The 15,440-nt window shown below is 38.1% G+C and carries 13 protein-coding genes; 1 reads left to right on the top strand and 12 read right to left on the bottom strand.

Annotated features, from left to right (window positions below; genetic code table 11):
- Window positions 1-153: 153 nt before the first annotated feature.
- Window positions 154-1,872, bottom strand: coding sequence for an assimilatory sulfite reductase (NADPH) hemoprotein subunit (gene cysI / locus V7068_RS13085; RefSeq protein WP_499713155.1), 1,719 nt, complete (start codon window positions 1,870-1,872; stop codon window positions 154-156).
- Window positions 1,873-1,899: 27 nt separating this feature from the next.
- On the bottom strand, window positions 1,900-3,708 hold the full coding sequence (locus V7068_RS13080; protein ID WP_499713154.1) for an assimilatory sulfite reductase (NADPH) flavoprotein subunit: 1,809 nt from the start codon (window positions 3,706-3,708) through the stop codon (window positions 1,900-1,902).
- A gap of 337 nt (window positions 3,709-4,045) precedes the next feature.
- Between V7068_RS13080 and V7068_RS13075 the strand changes: the two genes are divergently transcribed.
- A complete protein-coding gene (locus V7068_RS13075; RefSeq protein WP_252292909.1) occupies window positions 4,046-4,951 on the top strand; it encodes a LysR family transcriptional regulator in 906 nt (301 codons plus the stop codon).
- Between the two features lie 159 nt (window positions 4,952-5,110).
- On the opposite strand, the gene yknW is transcribed toward V7068_RS13075, so the two are convergent.
- The 10 genes from yknW to sstT all read right to left on the bottom strand — a co-directional run bounded on the left by yknW (window position 5,111) and on the right by sstT (window position 15,071).
- Window positions 5,111-5,776 (bottom strand): YknW family membrane protein, encoded by a 666-nt coding sequence (gene yknW, locus V7068_RS13070; protein ID WP_499713153.1) that lies wholly within the window; start codon window positions 5,774-5,776, stop codon window positions 5,111-5,113.
- Window positions 5,777-6,123: 347 nt separating this feature from the next.
- A complete protein-coding gene (gene ykzP, locus V7068_RS13065; protein WP_164853119.1) occupies window positions 6,124-6,294 on the bottom strand; it encodes a protein YkzP in 171 nt (56 codons plus the stop codon).
- 211 nt (window positions 6,295-6,505) lie between these two features.
- Complete coding sequence (locus V7068_RS13060; RefSeq protein ID WP_499713152.1) at window positions 6,506-7,879, bottom strand: solute carrier family 23 protein; 1,374 nt, start codon at window positions 7,877-7,879, stop codon at window positions 6,506-6,508.
- Window positions 7,880-8,339: 460 nt separating this feature from the next.
- Window positions 8,340-8,537 (bottom strand): aspartyl-phosphate phosphatase Spo0E family protein, encoded by a 198-nt coding sequence (locus V7068_RS13055; protein WP_127759027.1) that lies wholly within the window; start codon window positions 8,535-8,537, stop codon window positions 8,340-8,342.
- Between the two features lie 533 nt (window positions 8,538-9,070).
- Window positions 9,071-10,153 carry a dimethylsulfone monooxygenase SfnG gene (gene sfnG / locus V7068_RS13050; RefSeq protein WP_499713151.1) on the bottom strand — a complete coding sequence of 361 codons (1,083 nt, stop codon included), beginning with the start codon at window positions 10,151-10,153 and terminating at the stop codon, window positions 9,071-9,073.
- A gap of 228 nt (window positions 10,154-10,381) precedes the next feature.
- Window positions 10,382-11,506, bottom strand: coding sequence for an FMNH2-dependent alkanesulfonate monooxygenase (gene ssuD, locus V7068_RS13045; protein ID WP_499713150.1), 1,125 nt, complete (start codon window positions 11,504-11,506; stop codon window positions 10,382-10,384).
- Window positions 11,507-11,519: 13 nt separating this feature from the next.
- The gene (locus V7068_RS13040; RefSeq protein ID WP_499713149.1) at window positions 11,520-12,698 is read right to left on the bottom strand and encodes an acyl-CoA dehydrogenase family protein; all 1,179 of its coding nucleotides are present in this window, start codon (window positions 12,696-12,698) and stop codon (window positions 11,520-11,522) included.
- 127 nt (window positions 12,699-12,825) lie between these two features.
- Window positions 12,826-13,101, bottom strand: a complete 276-nt coding sequence (locus tag V7068_RS13035) for a hypothetical protein (RefSeq protein WP_375349964.1) — start codon at window positions 13,099-13,101, stop codon at window positions 12,826-12,828.
- A 19-nt stretch (window positions 13,102-13,120) separates the two neighbouring features.
- The gene (locus V7068_RS13030) at window positions 13,121-13,519 is read right to left on the bottom strand and encodes a riboflavin kinase (RefSeq protein ID WP_499713148.1); all 399 of its coding nucleotides are present in this window, start codon (window positions 13,517-13,519) and stop codon (window positions 13,121-13,123) included.
- Window positions 13,520-13,832: 313 nt separating this feature from the next.
- Window positions 13,833-15,071, bottom strand: a complete 1,239-nt coding sequence (gene sstT / locus V7068_RS13025) for a serine/threonine transporter SstT (RefSeq protein WP_499713147.1) — start codon at window positions 15,069-15,071, stop codon at window positions 13,833-13,835.
- Between the last annotated feature and the right edge of the window lie 369 nt (window positions 15,072-15,440).

Raw genomic sequence — 15,440 nt, 5'->3', positions numbered from 1 at the left:
ACCCCTTAAATTAAAAAAGTGCTTAGCATTTCACTCATGTCGGAGGTACAACCTTTATGGATAATTTCTTGTACTGTAAAGACTCAAAAAGGTTTACTATATCAAAAAAAGAGACAGGAATCATTCCCTGTCTCTCATACATCTACATCTTTATTACTCGTGGAAATTGGTACCATCTGTCGTTGCTTTAATGATGCCTGCGCGAATAACAAAGTCACCGAAGTGCTCTCCTTCTTGACGCTCTTTCGCGTAGCGAGGAAGCAGCACGCGTAGTTCATTTAAAATTTCTTCTTCACCGATGTTTTCGCGATGCATTTTACTTAAACGGCTGCCATCAAAAGCTGCACCAAGATACATATTGTATTTGCCTGGTGCTTTACCGATAAAGCCGATTTCACCTAGCGCATGACGTGCACACCCGTTCGGGCATCCTGTCATACGGATCGTGATTTCTTCATCGCGAAGACCATTTTCATCCACGATTTCTTCAATCTTATCAATCAATCTTGGTAAATAGCGTTCCGCTTCCGCCATCGCTAAACCACATGTTGGTAAAGCCACGCAAGCTATGGAGCTGCGGCGTAATGCTGAATATTGTTTTCCGTCTGTTAATCCGTATTTTTCAACCAATTCGTTGATTTGTTTCTTTTTCTGACTTGATACATTTCCAATGATTAAGTTTTGATTACTTGTTAAACGGAAATCCCCTTTATGAATCTTAGCAATTTCACGTAAACCAGTTTTTAGCTTGTAATCATCAAAATCGGCAATACGGCCACCTTCAATGAACAATGTTAAATGCCATTTTCCTTGGATACCCTTCACCCAGCCATAACGATCGCCATTACTTTCAAAATGATAGGGTTTCGCTTCATCCAAGCTCCAGCCAAGGCGGTGCTCTAGCTCATCCTTAACTGTTTGTAGACCAAGGCGGTCCACTGTATACTTGAAACGAGCATTTTTACGGACAGAACGGTTTCCGTAATCACGCTGAATCGTAATCACTTTTTCTGCTACATCATAAAGTTGATTTGGCTTACAGAAACCAATTACTTTAGAAAGCTGTGGATATGTTGCTTTATCACCATGAGTCATACCCATACCGCCGCCAATCGCTACGTTAAACCCGACAAGCTTGCCGTCTTCAACAATAGCAATGAAGCCAAGATCCTGTGAAAAGACATCTATGTCATTGGATGGAGGAACGGCAATCCCGATTTTAAACTTTCTCGGCAAGTAAAGCGGTCCGTACATTGGCTCGACTTCTTCTACTTCCGGTGTGCCAGCTACTTTTTCTTCATCAAGCCAAATTTCATGATAAGCTCTTGTGCGTGGCAATAAATCATCACTCAATTTTTTAGACCATTCATATACTTCTGCATGGACTTCAGATTGATATGGATTTGAAGCACACATCACGTTTCGGTTCACATCGCCGCATGCTGCAATCGTGTCTAAAAGAGCCGCATTGATTTCCTGGATTGTTTTCTTCATATTCCATTTTAAAATTCCATGCATTTGAAATGTTTCTCGTGTAGTCAATTTCAACGTGCCGTTACCGTATTTATCAGCAAGCTCATCCATAACAAGCCATTGATCCGGTGTAGACACACCACCTGCCATACGAACACGCAGCATGAATTGATACGCTGGTTCAAGTTTTTGCTTTTGACGCTCATTACGAAGATCACGATCATCCTGTAAGTAACTGCCATGATGTTTCATCAAGCGGTTATCGTCTTCAGGAATTCCCGCACTAAGTCGATCCAACATTTGTTCTTTCAGCGTACCGCGCAAATAGTCACTTCTCTCTTTAATGCCTTCTACATCACTTGGCGGTCCCTCGGGTGCTTTTAAAATTTGATTCACCATCTAGAAAAAACTCCTTTCAATAAACAATCAGTATACATCGCGTTGATAACGTTTTTGTTGCTGCATATCCGTTAAATATTGTACAGCTTCTTCACGGCTCATGCCGCCTTCTTTTTCAATAATCTCAAGTAAAGTGTTATGGACATCATGTGCCATGTTTTTCTCATCTCCGCAAATGTAAACAGCTGCTCCTTCTTGAAGCCATTCAAACAATTCTTTACTATGTTCAAGCAGGCGGTGCTGTACATACACTTTTTCATCCGTATCACGCGAAAATGCGACATCCATTTTTGTCAGTACACCATCTTGCAACCATTTTTGCCATTCTGTTTGGTAAAGGAAATCTGTTACGAAGTGCTGGTCTCCAAAGAACATCCATGATTTCCCTTCAGCACCAGTTTCCTCACGCTCCTGCATAAAAGATCTAAACGGTGCAACACCTGTTCCTGGTCCAATCATAATAACTGGCGTATCTGGATTAGCTGGTAGCTTAAAGTTTTGATTATGCTGAATATAGATTGGCAGAGTATCCCCTGGCTGCAAACGTTCCGCACATAAAATCGAGCAAACACCATTTCGTTCACGTCCATGTGCCTCGTAACGAACAGCACCAATCGTTAAGTGCACTTCATCTGGATTCGCAGCTAAGCTGCTCGAAATGGAATACAGACGAGCTGGAATTTTTCGAAGAATCGAGATAAATTTCTGTGCAGGTATACCTGATAGATTAAAATCACGAACAACATCAAGTAAATCGCGTCCTTCAAGATACGCTTTTACTTTTTCTTCATTTCCTGGTGATACAAGCTCATGTAAATCTTCATCTGCTGAAATCTCGGCTACCTGCCCAAGAAGCGGTTTTGTTAAAACAGTAATTTCAAAGTAAGAAGTAAGTGCATCTTTAAGCGAACGGACCTCTCCCTGTTTATTAACCGTTACCTTTTCTTCCGAATCCCACTTCATTTCCCCAAGAAGTGCTTCTACAAGAGCCGGATCATTTTCCGGATACACACCAAGAGTATCTCCCGGTTCAAATGTCAGTCCAGATCCTTCAAGTGATAATTCAAGGTGGCGTGTTTCTTTATTCGAGCCACGGCCATTTAAATTGATATTTTCAAGTACTTCCGCTTTGAACGGATTTGTTCGAGAGTAGACCGATTCACCTGTTGGAGATGCTGCTGCCTGAACAGGAGCAGCACTTCCGCCCTGCGCTTCACTTAGGCTGACCAAAACTCCTTCAAGCCATTCCGCTGCCGGCTCATCATAGTCAAGATCGCAATCAAAACGTGGGTAAAGTCGTGTACCACCAAGCTCTGCTAAGCGTTGATCAAAATCTTTTCCTGTTTGACAAAATAATTCATAAGAACTATCTCCAAGAGCCAAAACAGAAAAGTTAAGATTGTCGAGCTTTGGCGCACGTTTACTATATAAAAATTCATGGAACGATATCGCGTTATCCGGCGGTTCTCCTTCTCCATGTGTACTTGCGACAATAAGAAGATTTTGAATTTTCTTCAAATTATTCGGCTTAAAATCACTCATCGCTGAGACAGTTACTTGGAAGCCGCTCTCCGTAAGTGTCTTGCCCGCATTTTTCGCAAGTCCCTGCGCGTTTCCACTTTGTGAGCCATAAAGAATGGTCACTTCTTTAGAAATTGCCGGAGCGGCACTTTGAGCTTTGGCCTCTTCTACCGGTGCTCCAGCTGTTCCTGGAACGGAAGCAGCCATATAACCGCTCAACCAATTTTTTTGTGTTTCTGTCAAAGTTGGCAGAAGACGGTTAAGGAGCTCCGCCTGCTCCTGATTAAACGGACTGTTCATTACCTGAATTTGCAACGATATCCACCTCACAAAAGAATATATGCTTTTTAGTATGTTGTTTACTGACTAGTTTTAACAAAATTCAACATTAACCTTCTAGTAAAAAATACTTACTATCATTTCCTTAATATACCAACATAATCTTTATAGGTTAAGTCGGTTTTTATGTTATATAACCCATTATAGCATTCTTATATAACGTTTCCTAATTAATTTTTTCTTTCAATTGCCCTCCCAGCTAGAACGCTTCCTAAAAAAATCCTAATTGAAGTTTACAGCAAGATAAGGGATTAGTAAAATATATATAAATTATTGCAACTATTAAGATTATTAATAATAAGGTGGGTTTCTTGTGTATTATGATGCATTAAAAACATTTGTAACTCTTGTAGAAGTTAAAAATTTCACCAAAACAGCTGAAACCCTTCGCATGTCGCAACCAAGTGTCAGCTTACACATTAAAAATCTTGAAAAAGAATTTCAAACTAAATTATTTCTACGTTCTCCAAAGTTGTTAAAAATCACTCCAACTGGTGAAATTTTATACGACCGTGCCAAGCAAATCATCACAATTTACGAGCAAACTAAACAAGACATTCTTGAACAGCATAACTCCATCAAAGGAGAATTAAAAATAGGGGCCAGTTTTACAATCGGTGAATATATATTGCCTTCCTTACTCTTTGACCTTCAAAAAAATTATCCTGAGCTTGAACTTCATGTTGTTATTGGAAATACAAGAGAAATCATTCAATCTGTTCGCTTGTATCAAGTAGATATTGGTTTGATTGAAGGCCAAACGAATGAAAAGGAGCTTTCCGTACACGCTTTTATGCAAGATGAGCTCTTTATTGTTTCCTCCAACAACCATAAGCTTGCTTGTAAAGACGAAGTTACAGTAGCTGATCTTCAAGATCAAGCATGGATAACAAGAGAAGTTGGATCAGGGACACGTGAATATCTGAACCACGTCATTCGTTCAAATGGTTTGAAAGTTAAATCACTCCTTACAATAAGCAGCAATCAGGGAATTAAAGAAACGCTTATGAATGGCATGGGCCTCTCTCTCTTATCCCATAGTGTCATTGAAAAAGACGTACAGCATAGGAATCTCTCCATTATTCAATTGAAAAATCAATCCTTTACTAGAACGCTTTCCTATGTGTATTCTCCTATCATACAAGATAAAAAAAATGTTAGATTATTTATCAATGCTTTAAATAACAAATGGCCTTATAAAGCCCAATCAACCAAATAAAGTGAAACGATATTGTTGATGAACTCATTTAATAACACCTTATGAAAAGAAGCTAATGAACAGCCTGTATGCAGCGGTTCATTAGCTTCTTTTCTCTCTAAATGAAGTACCCTTCATGGGATTTTTCGTTCAAAAAATCTGTAACTCTCCCCCTTGTCATTACATTCCAGCAAACATGCCGCTGATAACCGCCATTCCAATTTGGAAAAGAAAAAACACAATCGCAACAGTCCAAGAAAGCCCTTTAGACAAACGCGCTACCTTGTTCAAACCAATTCCGGTCAAAATAAGACTCCAAATCGTAAATACTTCGATAGCTCCTAATACGTAAGACTCTGAATTAAGCAGCCCTGCCAAACTCGTTACATAAATTTCTGGATTGCCGCCTATAAGAAAACGAACAAGTCCATTTAGTAATGCACCAAGTGCCACTATAAGACAAATATATGTATTCATCGAAAAAAGCTGTTTAAAGGTAACATCTGATTGAGTAATCTTCGCAATAATTAAGATAATTACACTACTAATCAAGACAGAGATAATAGGCGTAAATAGTCCCATCACAACACCTACTACAATCGTAAAAATCTCCATTAATACTTGTCCTTCTGCCGGTATATCCTCACCAATAAGACTAGCCGTGTCCATCGCCATCATCGTCAAAACAGTTCCAACTGTAAAAATCGTTGTTATAATCAGCATAGCCAACCAAATTTTTGGATGCTGACGGATTCTTTCCAATTGCTCTCCAGGGCTTCCAATCATTCCGAATAAGGATGGCTTCAACTGTGCCCCCTTATTCACATTTTCCAATCTCTCCTCCATATCAAACACTCCTTTATTAACTAGTTTCCTAAGTTTATACGAATCTAGCATAAAAAGGTTTCAATCCCTTTAATTTCAGTGTGTCAATCTTTAAAAGAAGAGGTTCACTCAAAAAAGTCCATTCATCATGTCCTTTTAGAGTGAACCTCTCTTTGAATTCCCTATATGAAGTGAAACTTCCACCAGTGGGAATTTTCCTTCATCCCCACTGATGGTTAATCATGTTCCACGGGCAGTTGTCTCCTAACTATCTTCTTTGTTTCCTCATAGGCTTGGGGTGGCAGGCTTACTGTCCGTTAAGTGTGGGATAAAATTACATGCAAAATACTTCAACTTCGCAACGAGGGCTATATTGAGTTCCCTCTTCCTTCTCTACCTTGTTTAGAGTTACGATTTGCCCCTTTCATTGGATCTTCTCCAGCAGCAAATTCAACCGTATAGTCCGCTTCCTCAATGTTTTTCTTCGGTGTTTTACTATATTTCTCTACAGCGTTTCTTTCAGCTTTTCGCTTAACCATTTAATCAATCTCCTTTCTGATGTAATGAATACATCAATAGTTTCTCCACTCCGTCCTAGAATATGAATCATTTCTCAATTAATACAAGACGTGATAGTTATTGACACATGCATAAGCTTGCCATATAAAAAACCTTCCTTTCAAAAGTAAAAGGAAGGAGAAAATAAAGTGTATAGATTACCTTATATTAAATGTAATTAAGCTCCTAATATCATCCTGCTTTCCTTGTCTTTTCTTCCTCTGCCCCTTGTTCTTTCTTTTTAAACAAAGATGTTTTCTCAATAAGGAAATAAAGTACAATTCCGGCAATCAGACCGTAAGTAGCTCCATGAACAGCTAATACAATAGCCATAGTACCAGCTACTCCGCGCTCTACTGTTGTATTAACTTGTTCAATTCCTACACTAATACACACATAGCCTGTGATAATAAGGGTTATGGACAAAGCAATTGGTAATACCGGTTGGAACATACTAACAAGCGGTAAAATAAACAAAGCTAAAAATCCAGCAATCCAGAACGTTCCCATTCCACTATGGATAGAATCCATAGCTTTACGACCATACTTATAGCGTTCAGCAACAGTTGCTTGAACCGGTGTCCAAAGAGGACCTGCAAGACCTGGATATGGCGCAAAGAATGAATGAATTAAATTACGAATAGCTGTTACTAAATGGACTCTGTTTACATCTGCATCAATTTTTTCGTCCGTTCTCACTTCTTCAGCCCGTTTAAGAAGTGCTTTTCCAACAATGATATCTCCGAAGGCAATAATGTAAGCAATGATAGCTGTTGGGATGGCCATTAAAAAGATATCAAGTTCTGGAAAACCAACTACAAACGGCAGGTAATTCCACATTTCAGCAAATGCTGGACTCGTAATTCCCCAATCAATATTTGGAGCAGGATATTCACTCGCTGTCCATCCAATAATCATAGCTATAATCATGGCCGGTACAAGACCATAGTTGGCAATCATTTTAGCTAGCTTATTTTTATGTACTAAATTTTTAAAAGATAAAGAAAATAGTAAATAAAAGGCTACCAAACTACCTAAAATAAGAGAGATAGGTGTATCCATTAAACGTCCATCTGTTGAAATTTCCCCCATAAGAGCCGCAATACCAGCTCCTATTAAAATTCCAGCTTGTAGTGAATTAGGAACAAGATTAACTAGTTTTTCGCCTAATTTTGTAACTCCAAGGAAAAAGAAAATAAGAAAGACTATAAATTGTAAAGCAAAGAGAGCTCGGATTGCTTCTGGACCTGGTTCAAACTCCGCTAAATACAACGTAACAACAGGGATAGCTGGCGTGATCCACCCTGGTACCATAGCAACCCCAAGAAGAGAAGGCAGCATAAAACCTATCCCACCGATAAACACATACGCTAAAGCAATTTCATAAGGTAATCCTAAAAATTCTTGTAATAAAGGAATCATTCCCAAACTTACGACAAACATAATAAGTGCTTGAATAAATTCTGCCTTTTCCCAGCGGTAATGAACAAATGGTAATCTGATTTTAAATGGTCCTACTGGCCAATAGGGTTGTTCCTGCCCCTCTTTCCGGTTGTAAATCGCCATAATTTCCCCCTTTATAAATATTTATATATCAATGGTTTGATCCGTTTGATAAAATTTGAATCTGATTCAAAAAAATCGATTAGTTTATATAGAGGAACAAACAGTGAGGTCTTCCTCTTTCCTTCACTATGTTTAAACCGACTAGTCGGTCTTAATATAAAGTTCATTTACAACCACCGAACTACACGACTATACATTAATGTAAAAAAATGGTCAATTTTATCTAAGTTTTTTTATAGACATACTTCTACAAGAATCCTTTAATCCCCAAATCATTACTACTATACTTTCCTAAATAACGATGAATTTCGTTAAATAAATAACTAGGATAATAAAATATCCATCTCGATTGCACGACAAATAACCCAGTCCTAAAACTGGGTCTGTTGTTTATTTGATAGTTTAATTACTTAGTTAAAATTACAGAGTCATCAAGTATCTAAAAAATTAAGTTCTCTAACTAACCTTTATCAATGTAAAAAAATAATTGCTCCCTATTATTAGGTTTATATAAATCATTCAATAAATTATCTAATCTATGACTGAGCTCTATTGTGTCAGGGTGTGTTAAGCCAAAGCCTATTCCAGTTAGTACCATATTTTTTCTTGTTACTTCAATCTCTTCTATTAGTTCTCTATTTGATAATTCCCCAATCATAGTACACCCCGCCCTTATAAATTATATAAACCATTACTTTATGTAAAGTTAATCATTTTTACCATTTTTAAACATTATATACGAAAAACAAAGTGATTTGAAAGAGTTTCTATATAAATGATAACGATAATTCTAAATATTTTGAAAATACAGATGGTTTTCAGTGATAGAAAGGCTATATTCCATTTTGATTGAACGATAGCTATTCGTTAAAGCACCCAATTGCACAACAAAAAAACCCTGCATATTTAACACAGAGTTTTTGATCAAACTTTATTCAAACTACAACATTTACTTATAACCCTTTCACATTTATGAATATTACAAATATGTTGTTGGATTTAACCGCAAAAACTGCCTTTCTCGCCAGGCAGCTTCTGTGTCTTTTTCTATTTGTTCATCTAACAGATGGTGTACATTATCAACGAGTAACTGAATTTGTTCACTTGTAAGTCCGAGTGCTTCCACAGCCAAATTCTGACCAAGTGACCAATCATCAGTAAAGACTGAGAAAAACCTTTACTAATGGAAGTTTAGTTTATTTCTAGCAAACTACTAATTCTTTTTTCTTTTTCTCTGACAATGGGAATGACCTTTTCCCCAAATGCTCTTAGGTCTTCTTCATAGTGAAGAAACCCTGTAAGTACGATATCAACGCCATTTTTTTTCAATTCAAGGATGCGGTCAGCCACTTGTTCAGCCGTTCCAATGAGCCCTGTTTTAAAACCGTCATTATATTGTACAAGATCTTCGAAAGTGGATTCTGCCCACATTCCTTTTCCTTCAGGTGAAGCTGCCCCTGCGGTTTGAACTGAGCTTCTAAATCCTTCAACTGCTTCTTTATGCGCATTTTCCACAATATCGCGTAACACTTGTCTTGCCTCTTCTTCTGTATCACGGACAATAACGAAACCATTAACCCCAAACTGGATGTCACCTTTACCGCTAGCCTTCCTCAATGCTCTTACTTCATCAATTTGTTCCTTAATTTTTTCAAGGGAGCCTCCGTTCATAAAATATACATCGGAAACGCGTCCAGCCATTTCTTTGGCTGCTTTAGAATTCCCTCCTTGAAAGATTTTTGGAGGATTAATAGGTTTGGGCTTTAATGGTGCATCGTTCAATCGGTAAAAATCTCCTCGATAATTCGCCTTTTCTTTTGTCCACATTTCTTGAAGAACTTCGATAAATTCTTCAGAGCGGCGATAGCGTTCATCGTGATCCAACCATGGTTCTCCGTAACCTTGAAATTCACCTTTAAACCAGCCGCTGACAATATTAATAGCAGCACGACCATTGCTAATATGATCAATCGTTGAGATAATTTTCGCCATAACTCCTGGATGCCATAGACCCGGTAGAACAGCTGTAATAATGTTCAATTTTTCTGTTGAAGCGGCAAGTGCAGAAGCAAGCGCAGAAGCCTCTAATTGATTTTCAGCGCCATAGCTTGCGAAAAACCTTGTTTGCAATAGTACATAATCAAAGCCAATTTCTTCAGCAATTTGAGCGTAGCGTTTATTATCTTCAAATGACCAACCTGTTTTTTGTGGTAATTGGGAGACGACTAGACCTCCACTAACGTTTGGCGCCCAATAAGCAAATTGTAAACTCATAATAGTTCCCCCTTCATTTTTAGAATAAAAAAGAGACTCACATCAGAATCCTTAACGAAAGGAATCAACATGAGCCTCTGGTGGTCCAGTAAGCAATATTTATTCAACTTGTTAAATAGAAATAGGATTGTTGATTTTTGGCTCCTAGATAGGAGAATGTGAGAAAATTGAATTGGATTTATATACAACCTCTAGCTTCTAGCAGGCTAATTCTATTTCATAGACCTGTTATTTAACAACGGCTGGTTTAATATCCCCACCGAATGGACTAAGGAATGTTCGTTGGTTCGACGTATCCTTTCTTTCTATTGGAAGTTTAGGGAATAATAATTCGGCTGTTGTATAGGCTTCTTCTAAATGTGGATAACCTGATAGAATAAACGTTTCGATGCCTAAATCAGCGTATTCTTTTATACGTGCAGCAACCGTATCGGGATCGCCTACAAGTGCTGTACCTGCACCTGTTCGCACCAATCCTACTCCGGCCCATAAATTTGGACTCACTTCTAGTCGAGCACGGTCTCCTTCATGCAGACTCGTCATTAAGCGTTGACCTTCTGAATCCATACGTTTAAATACTTTTTGCGCTTGTGCAATGGTTTCATCATCCACGTGTTCAATGAGCTTATTAGCTGCTTCCCATGCTTCCTCTTCCGTTGGACGTACAATGACGTGTAGTCGTATGCCAAATTTTAATGTTCTTCCTTGCGCTGCTGCGAGCTCACGCATTTTATTAATTTTTTCCTCCACCTTAGCTGGCGGCTCACCCCATGTTAAATATACATCGACATGCTCTGCAGCCACATCCATTGCAACGGGCGAAGAGCCTCCGAAGTATAATGGCGGATATGGTTTTTGAATCGTAGGGTATGGTAATTGACCCCCTTCGATTTGTAAATACTCTCCTTTTAAATTGACCTTTTCTTCTGTAAATAATTGACGCCAAATTTTTAAAAACTCATCTGTTAACTCATAGCGTTCGTCGTGATCTAAAAATACACCTTCTCCTGCCAGTTCTATTGGGTCACCTCCAGCAACAACATTAATTAATAATCGACCATCAGAAAATCGATCTAATGTTGCAGACATACGTGCCGCAAAGCTTGGTGACATTAAACCTGGGCGTACCGCTACTAAATACTTTAGGTTTTTTGTTACAGGTACGAGTGTCGAGGCGACAATAAATCCTTCTTCACACGTTTTTCCCGTTGGAATTAAAACACCTGTATAGCCTAAATCATCTACTGCTTCTGCAATTTGCTTACAATAGTTATATGTTGCAGGACGTGAACCTTCATTATTATTTAATTGACGAAAGTCACCATTCGTCGGGATAAACCAAAAGATTTCCATTAACACTTCCTCCTTATGAATACGCTGAAATTTCTGGGTATTGGTTATTTAAGGTATACTGACCAAGATCACGAATTTTATAGTCAATCGGATCATGTAATGTATGGGTACGTACATTACGCCAGTAGCGATCAAAGTTATATTGCGCTGAAGTTGCCCGAGCCCCCATCATTTGGAACACCCGACTTGTCACATCAAGCGCCGTTTGTACGACTTGCACTTTCGCAGTGGCAACAGCGATGCTACATTCCCCACGCTGCTCTTCCGTAATGCTAGTTTTTAGCGCCCATGTATTTTCCAATATCTCATTAGAAATATGTACAAGAGCATCCGCAGCTTTCAATTGAACAAATAAGTCACCGTAGTGATAAATGTTATACGGGTCATTTATTGCCTGATCGACATGAGATGTCACCCACGGACGCGTCTTTGTTTTTGTATAGTCTTTGGCAGCCTCAAACGCTCCTTCAGCTGTCCCGAGTAAAACGTGAATCAAAATAGACTGAGCAATATGCGTACGTACTGTAGCGAATAAGTTGCTATCAGTCGCTTCGTAAGCATCAAGTACCTCTGTATCATGTACAATTACATGTTCAAAGGTCACAGAACCACTATCCGTCTGACGCTGTCCAAAGCTATCCCAATCATGCCCCAACAAAACACCTCCGCGATTTGTCGGAATGACAGCAATTAAGACACCAGAACCATCATCCTTTTGAGCAGAAATGAGTAACCTATCTGAATCTGCTGCACCAGAGCAAAAGCTTTTTTGACCATTAATGATCCATCCGTTATCTCCCTTTGTAGCAGTTACATGAGTATCAAGAGGATTAAACGCATTCCCCCAGAAATAATTGTTTTCTGCTGTTTCCTTTGTAAACTGCTCAACTTGTTCTGGTGTACCGTATAGCTCAACGGAAGCAAGACATAAAAAATGATAACCAAATAAATGAGCTACCGAACTATCTACTTTAGCTATTTCACGTGTAATACGTAAAACTCTTTTCCAATTCTCTCCGTAACCACCGTATTTTTTAGGAGCTGTTAAACGGAGTAACCCACTATGACGAATGAGGTCACGCTCCTCTTTCGCAGTACCGCCACGCTTATCTCGTTCGCTTGCTGTTTTTACAAATTCTTCTGTTAATGATTTCACTATATCTTGTAGTTTTTGTGCTTTTTCAATTAGCATGGAAAAGCCTCCCCTCTTATGCAAAAGTCCTTGTAATTTCATATCAATAGGACCTTCAATTGTCTAACCAGCTACATAATACACACTATATACATGTACTAACTAGGAATTATAGCTATAGTAGTTCCTAATTTTCTTGTAACACCTCATTTGCTTGATACCAAAAATCTTCTAGCTTTCTTGTCAAACCACCTGGTCCAAATTTTACCTTTGCTTCATCCGTACAACTAAAAATCATAAATCGCAACATAACTTTTCTTCTATTCAAAATATTAGTTAATCCTCTATTATAAAACCAAAGGTCAATCGTATTATAAATTCCTTTATTCAGAGAAAAATGTTGTTCGCAAAATTGAGTGAACTTCAAATCAGGTACATGACAAATCTTTTCAAACTTATCCATAATCTCCTCTTCCCATATGTTATTTAAGTAAATGAAATTGCTTACGAGCATAAAATTTATCAGCCTTTAATTGAGAAATAAGATCTTGTAGTTGGTTAAACTTTTTCTCCTTTCGAATATAAAACATTATTTCCACTGTTAAAATTTCATCATAAATATATTCATTAAAATCGATGATATGAACTTCGATTGTTTGATGGTTACCATCGTTAAAAGAAGGGCGATTCCCAACGTTCATCATACCTAAATATTTTTTTGACTGATAATACACGTATACACCATAAACTCCACTTTCTAAGAAGACATTGTTTGCGATATTCAAATTGGCTGTCGGAAACCCTATCGTTCTTCCGAGCTGCTTCCCTTTCTCAACCTGGCCAACAATAAAATGATTAACATACTGACGTAATGCGTTCATATGAACCTCCTTTTGAAAATGTTTTATAAAAAAGACAGAGGCCTCCTAAGCAAATACTTAGAAAGCCTCTAGTTGTCTAGTCGGTCTAATATTATATTTGTTAATACTATAATACCTATTATTCCTAGTAGTCAAGTATATTTTACAGAAAAATTTGAATTTATTTAAATTTAAAACATAGAAAAAGGATAAGCTATATAAAGTCACTAATCATATAATTGCATAAGCGGAAAACAAAAAAACTGCACCTTTAATGGTTAGTCGAGTCTAACCATTGAGGTGCAGTTCCATCGCAGATAAGAAGATTTCTTCTTTATGCTACTTTGTTAATATCTATTGTTTTTCCTTCTTTACGCCACTCTTTAAATTCAGCCGCTGCCGTGAACAGTACATCTGTAGATGAGTTAAGTGCCGTTTCAAAAGAGTCTTGTAAAACACCGATGATAAAGCCTACTCCAACTACCTGCATAGCAATCTCAGCTGGGATTCCAAATAAGCTGCATGCTAGAGGAATCAGTAATAACGATCCACCAGCAACCCCTGAAGCACCGCAAGCACATACAGCTGACAATACGCTAAGAATGATTGCTGTAGGGATGTCCACTTGAATACCAAGTGTATGAACCGCTGCAAGTGTCAAAACAGAAATAGTAACAGCAGCACCAGCCATATTGATGGTTGCACCTAATGGAATGGATACTGAATAACTATCCTTATTCAAACCTAGATTTTCGCATAATCTCATATTGACAGGAATATTTGCAGCTGAGCTACGTGTAAAGAATGCTGTAATAGCGCTTTCCTTTAGGCACCTAAAAACAAGCGGGTAAGGATTTTGTCTTATATAGACAAACACAATGATTGGATTGATAACCAGCGCCACAAAGAGCATGCAACCAATTAAAATGACCAGCAATTTCCCATAGCCTAGTAACGCCTCAAGTCCATTTGCAGTAATAGACTCAAATACTAGACCCATGATTCCTAATGGAGCCAACTTAATAACCCATGTAACTACTTTGGATACCGCATCTGAAAGATTAGCAATCATCGTTTTTGTCGTATCAGCGGCACTTCTTAAAGCCAAACCAAGAAGTATCGCCCAAGCTAAAATACCGATATAGTTCCCCTTAGAAATTGCATTAACTGGATTATCAACAATACTCAGCAGTAATGATTTGAGAACCTCTACAACACCACTAGGGGGCGTCACACCCTCAGCACCCTTTGTAAGTGTTAACCCTACAGGAAAAATAAAACTTACAATAACAGCGATTAATCCAGCTAAAAAAGTTCCTAACAGGTATAAGAAAATAACGGATTTCATATTCGTTTTGTGACCACTCTTATGTTGAGCGATGGCCGACATAACCAAGAAGAGTACCAACACAGGTGCAATCGCTTTCAGAGCACCTACAAATAAAGAGCCTAAAAGTGCAACAGGTTTCGCTGCTTCTGGAATCGTTATAGCCAAGATAATACCAATAACCAAACCTACAATTATTTGTTTTACCAGACCCAATTGACCCCACTTTTTCAATATGCTTTTCATAAATGTTCCCCCACTAGTCTAAGTTAAAATTGTAGCGTTTTTAATATTGAGCTATTCATTTCTCATAACCTTGCGATAGAATTAAACCTATTACAAAATAGATACAACCGAATATCATAAATGACTTTTATTAGATATGTACCAACCCTATGCCTAGAGTTTGGCTCTTGATTTTCTCCTTTGGTGCTCGTTCAGAGTCTCTCCAAAGGTTTATCTATAATAGAGGTCAATTATTCGTTAGGCCCTGTTATAGGACACTGTTTAACAAAGTCATTCATTAAATAAGCTTTTAGCTGATTCATTTCTTCAATGGATGACAATTCCCACCTTATTCTACGATATAAAGACAACTGTATTTCTAACAAATAT

This window comes from Bacillus sp. JJ634 (assembly GCF_036962285.1).
Classification (GTDB): domain Bacteria; phylum Bacillota; class Bacilli; order Bacillales; family DSM-1321; genus Peribacillus; species Peribacillus asahii_A.
This window is presented reverse-complemented; position numbering and strand designations above follow the sequence as displayed.

Bases quoted from the DNA above. Each gene is read 5' to 3' on its own strand.
- V7068_RS13040 (WP_499713149.1), bottom strand. From the start codon at position 12,698: ATGCTAATTGAAAAAGCACAAAAACTACAAGATATAGTGAAATCATTA.
- sstT (WP_499713147.1), bottom strand. From the start codon at position 15,071: ATGAAAAGCATATTGAAAAAGTGGGGTCAATTGGGTCTGGTAAAACAA.
- cysI (WP_499713155.1), bottom strand. From the start codon at position 1,872: ATGGTGAATCAAATTTTAAAAGCACCCGAGGGACCGCCAAGTGATGTA.
- sfnG (WP_499713151.1), bottom strand. From the start codon at position 10,153: ATGAGTTTACAATTTGCTTATTGGGCGCCAAACGTTAGTGGAGGTCTA.
- yknW (WP_499713153.1), bottom strand. From the start codon at position 5,776: ATGGAGGAGAGATTGGAAAATGTGAATAAGGGGGCACAGTTGAAGCCA.
- V7068_RS13060 (WP_499713152.1), bottom strand. From the start codon at position 7,879: ATGGCGATTTACAACCGGAAAGAGGGGCAGGAACAACCCTATTGGCCA.
- V7068_RS13035 (WP_375349964.1), bottom strand. From the start codon at position 13,101: ATGGATAAGTTTGAAAAGATTTGTCATGTACCTGATTTGAAGTTCACT.
- ssuD (WP_499713150.1), bottom strand. From the start codon at position 11,506: ATGGAAATCTTTTGGTTTATCCCGACGAATGGTGACTTTCGTCAATTA.
- V7068_RS13030 (WP_499713148.1), bottom strand. From the start codon at position 13,519: ATGAACGCATTACGTCAGTATGTTAATCATTTTATTGTTGGCCAGGTT.
- ykzP (WP_164853119.1), bottom strand. From the start codon at position 6,294: ATGGTTAAGCGAAAAGCTGAAAGAAACGCTGTAGAGAAATATAGTAAA.
- V7068_RS13055 (WP_127759027.1), bottom strand. From the start codon at position 8,537: ATGATTGGGGAATTATCAAATAGAGAACTAATAGAAGAGATTGAAGTA.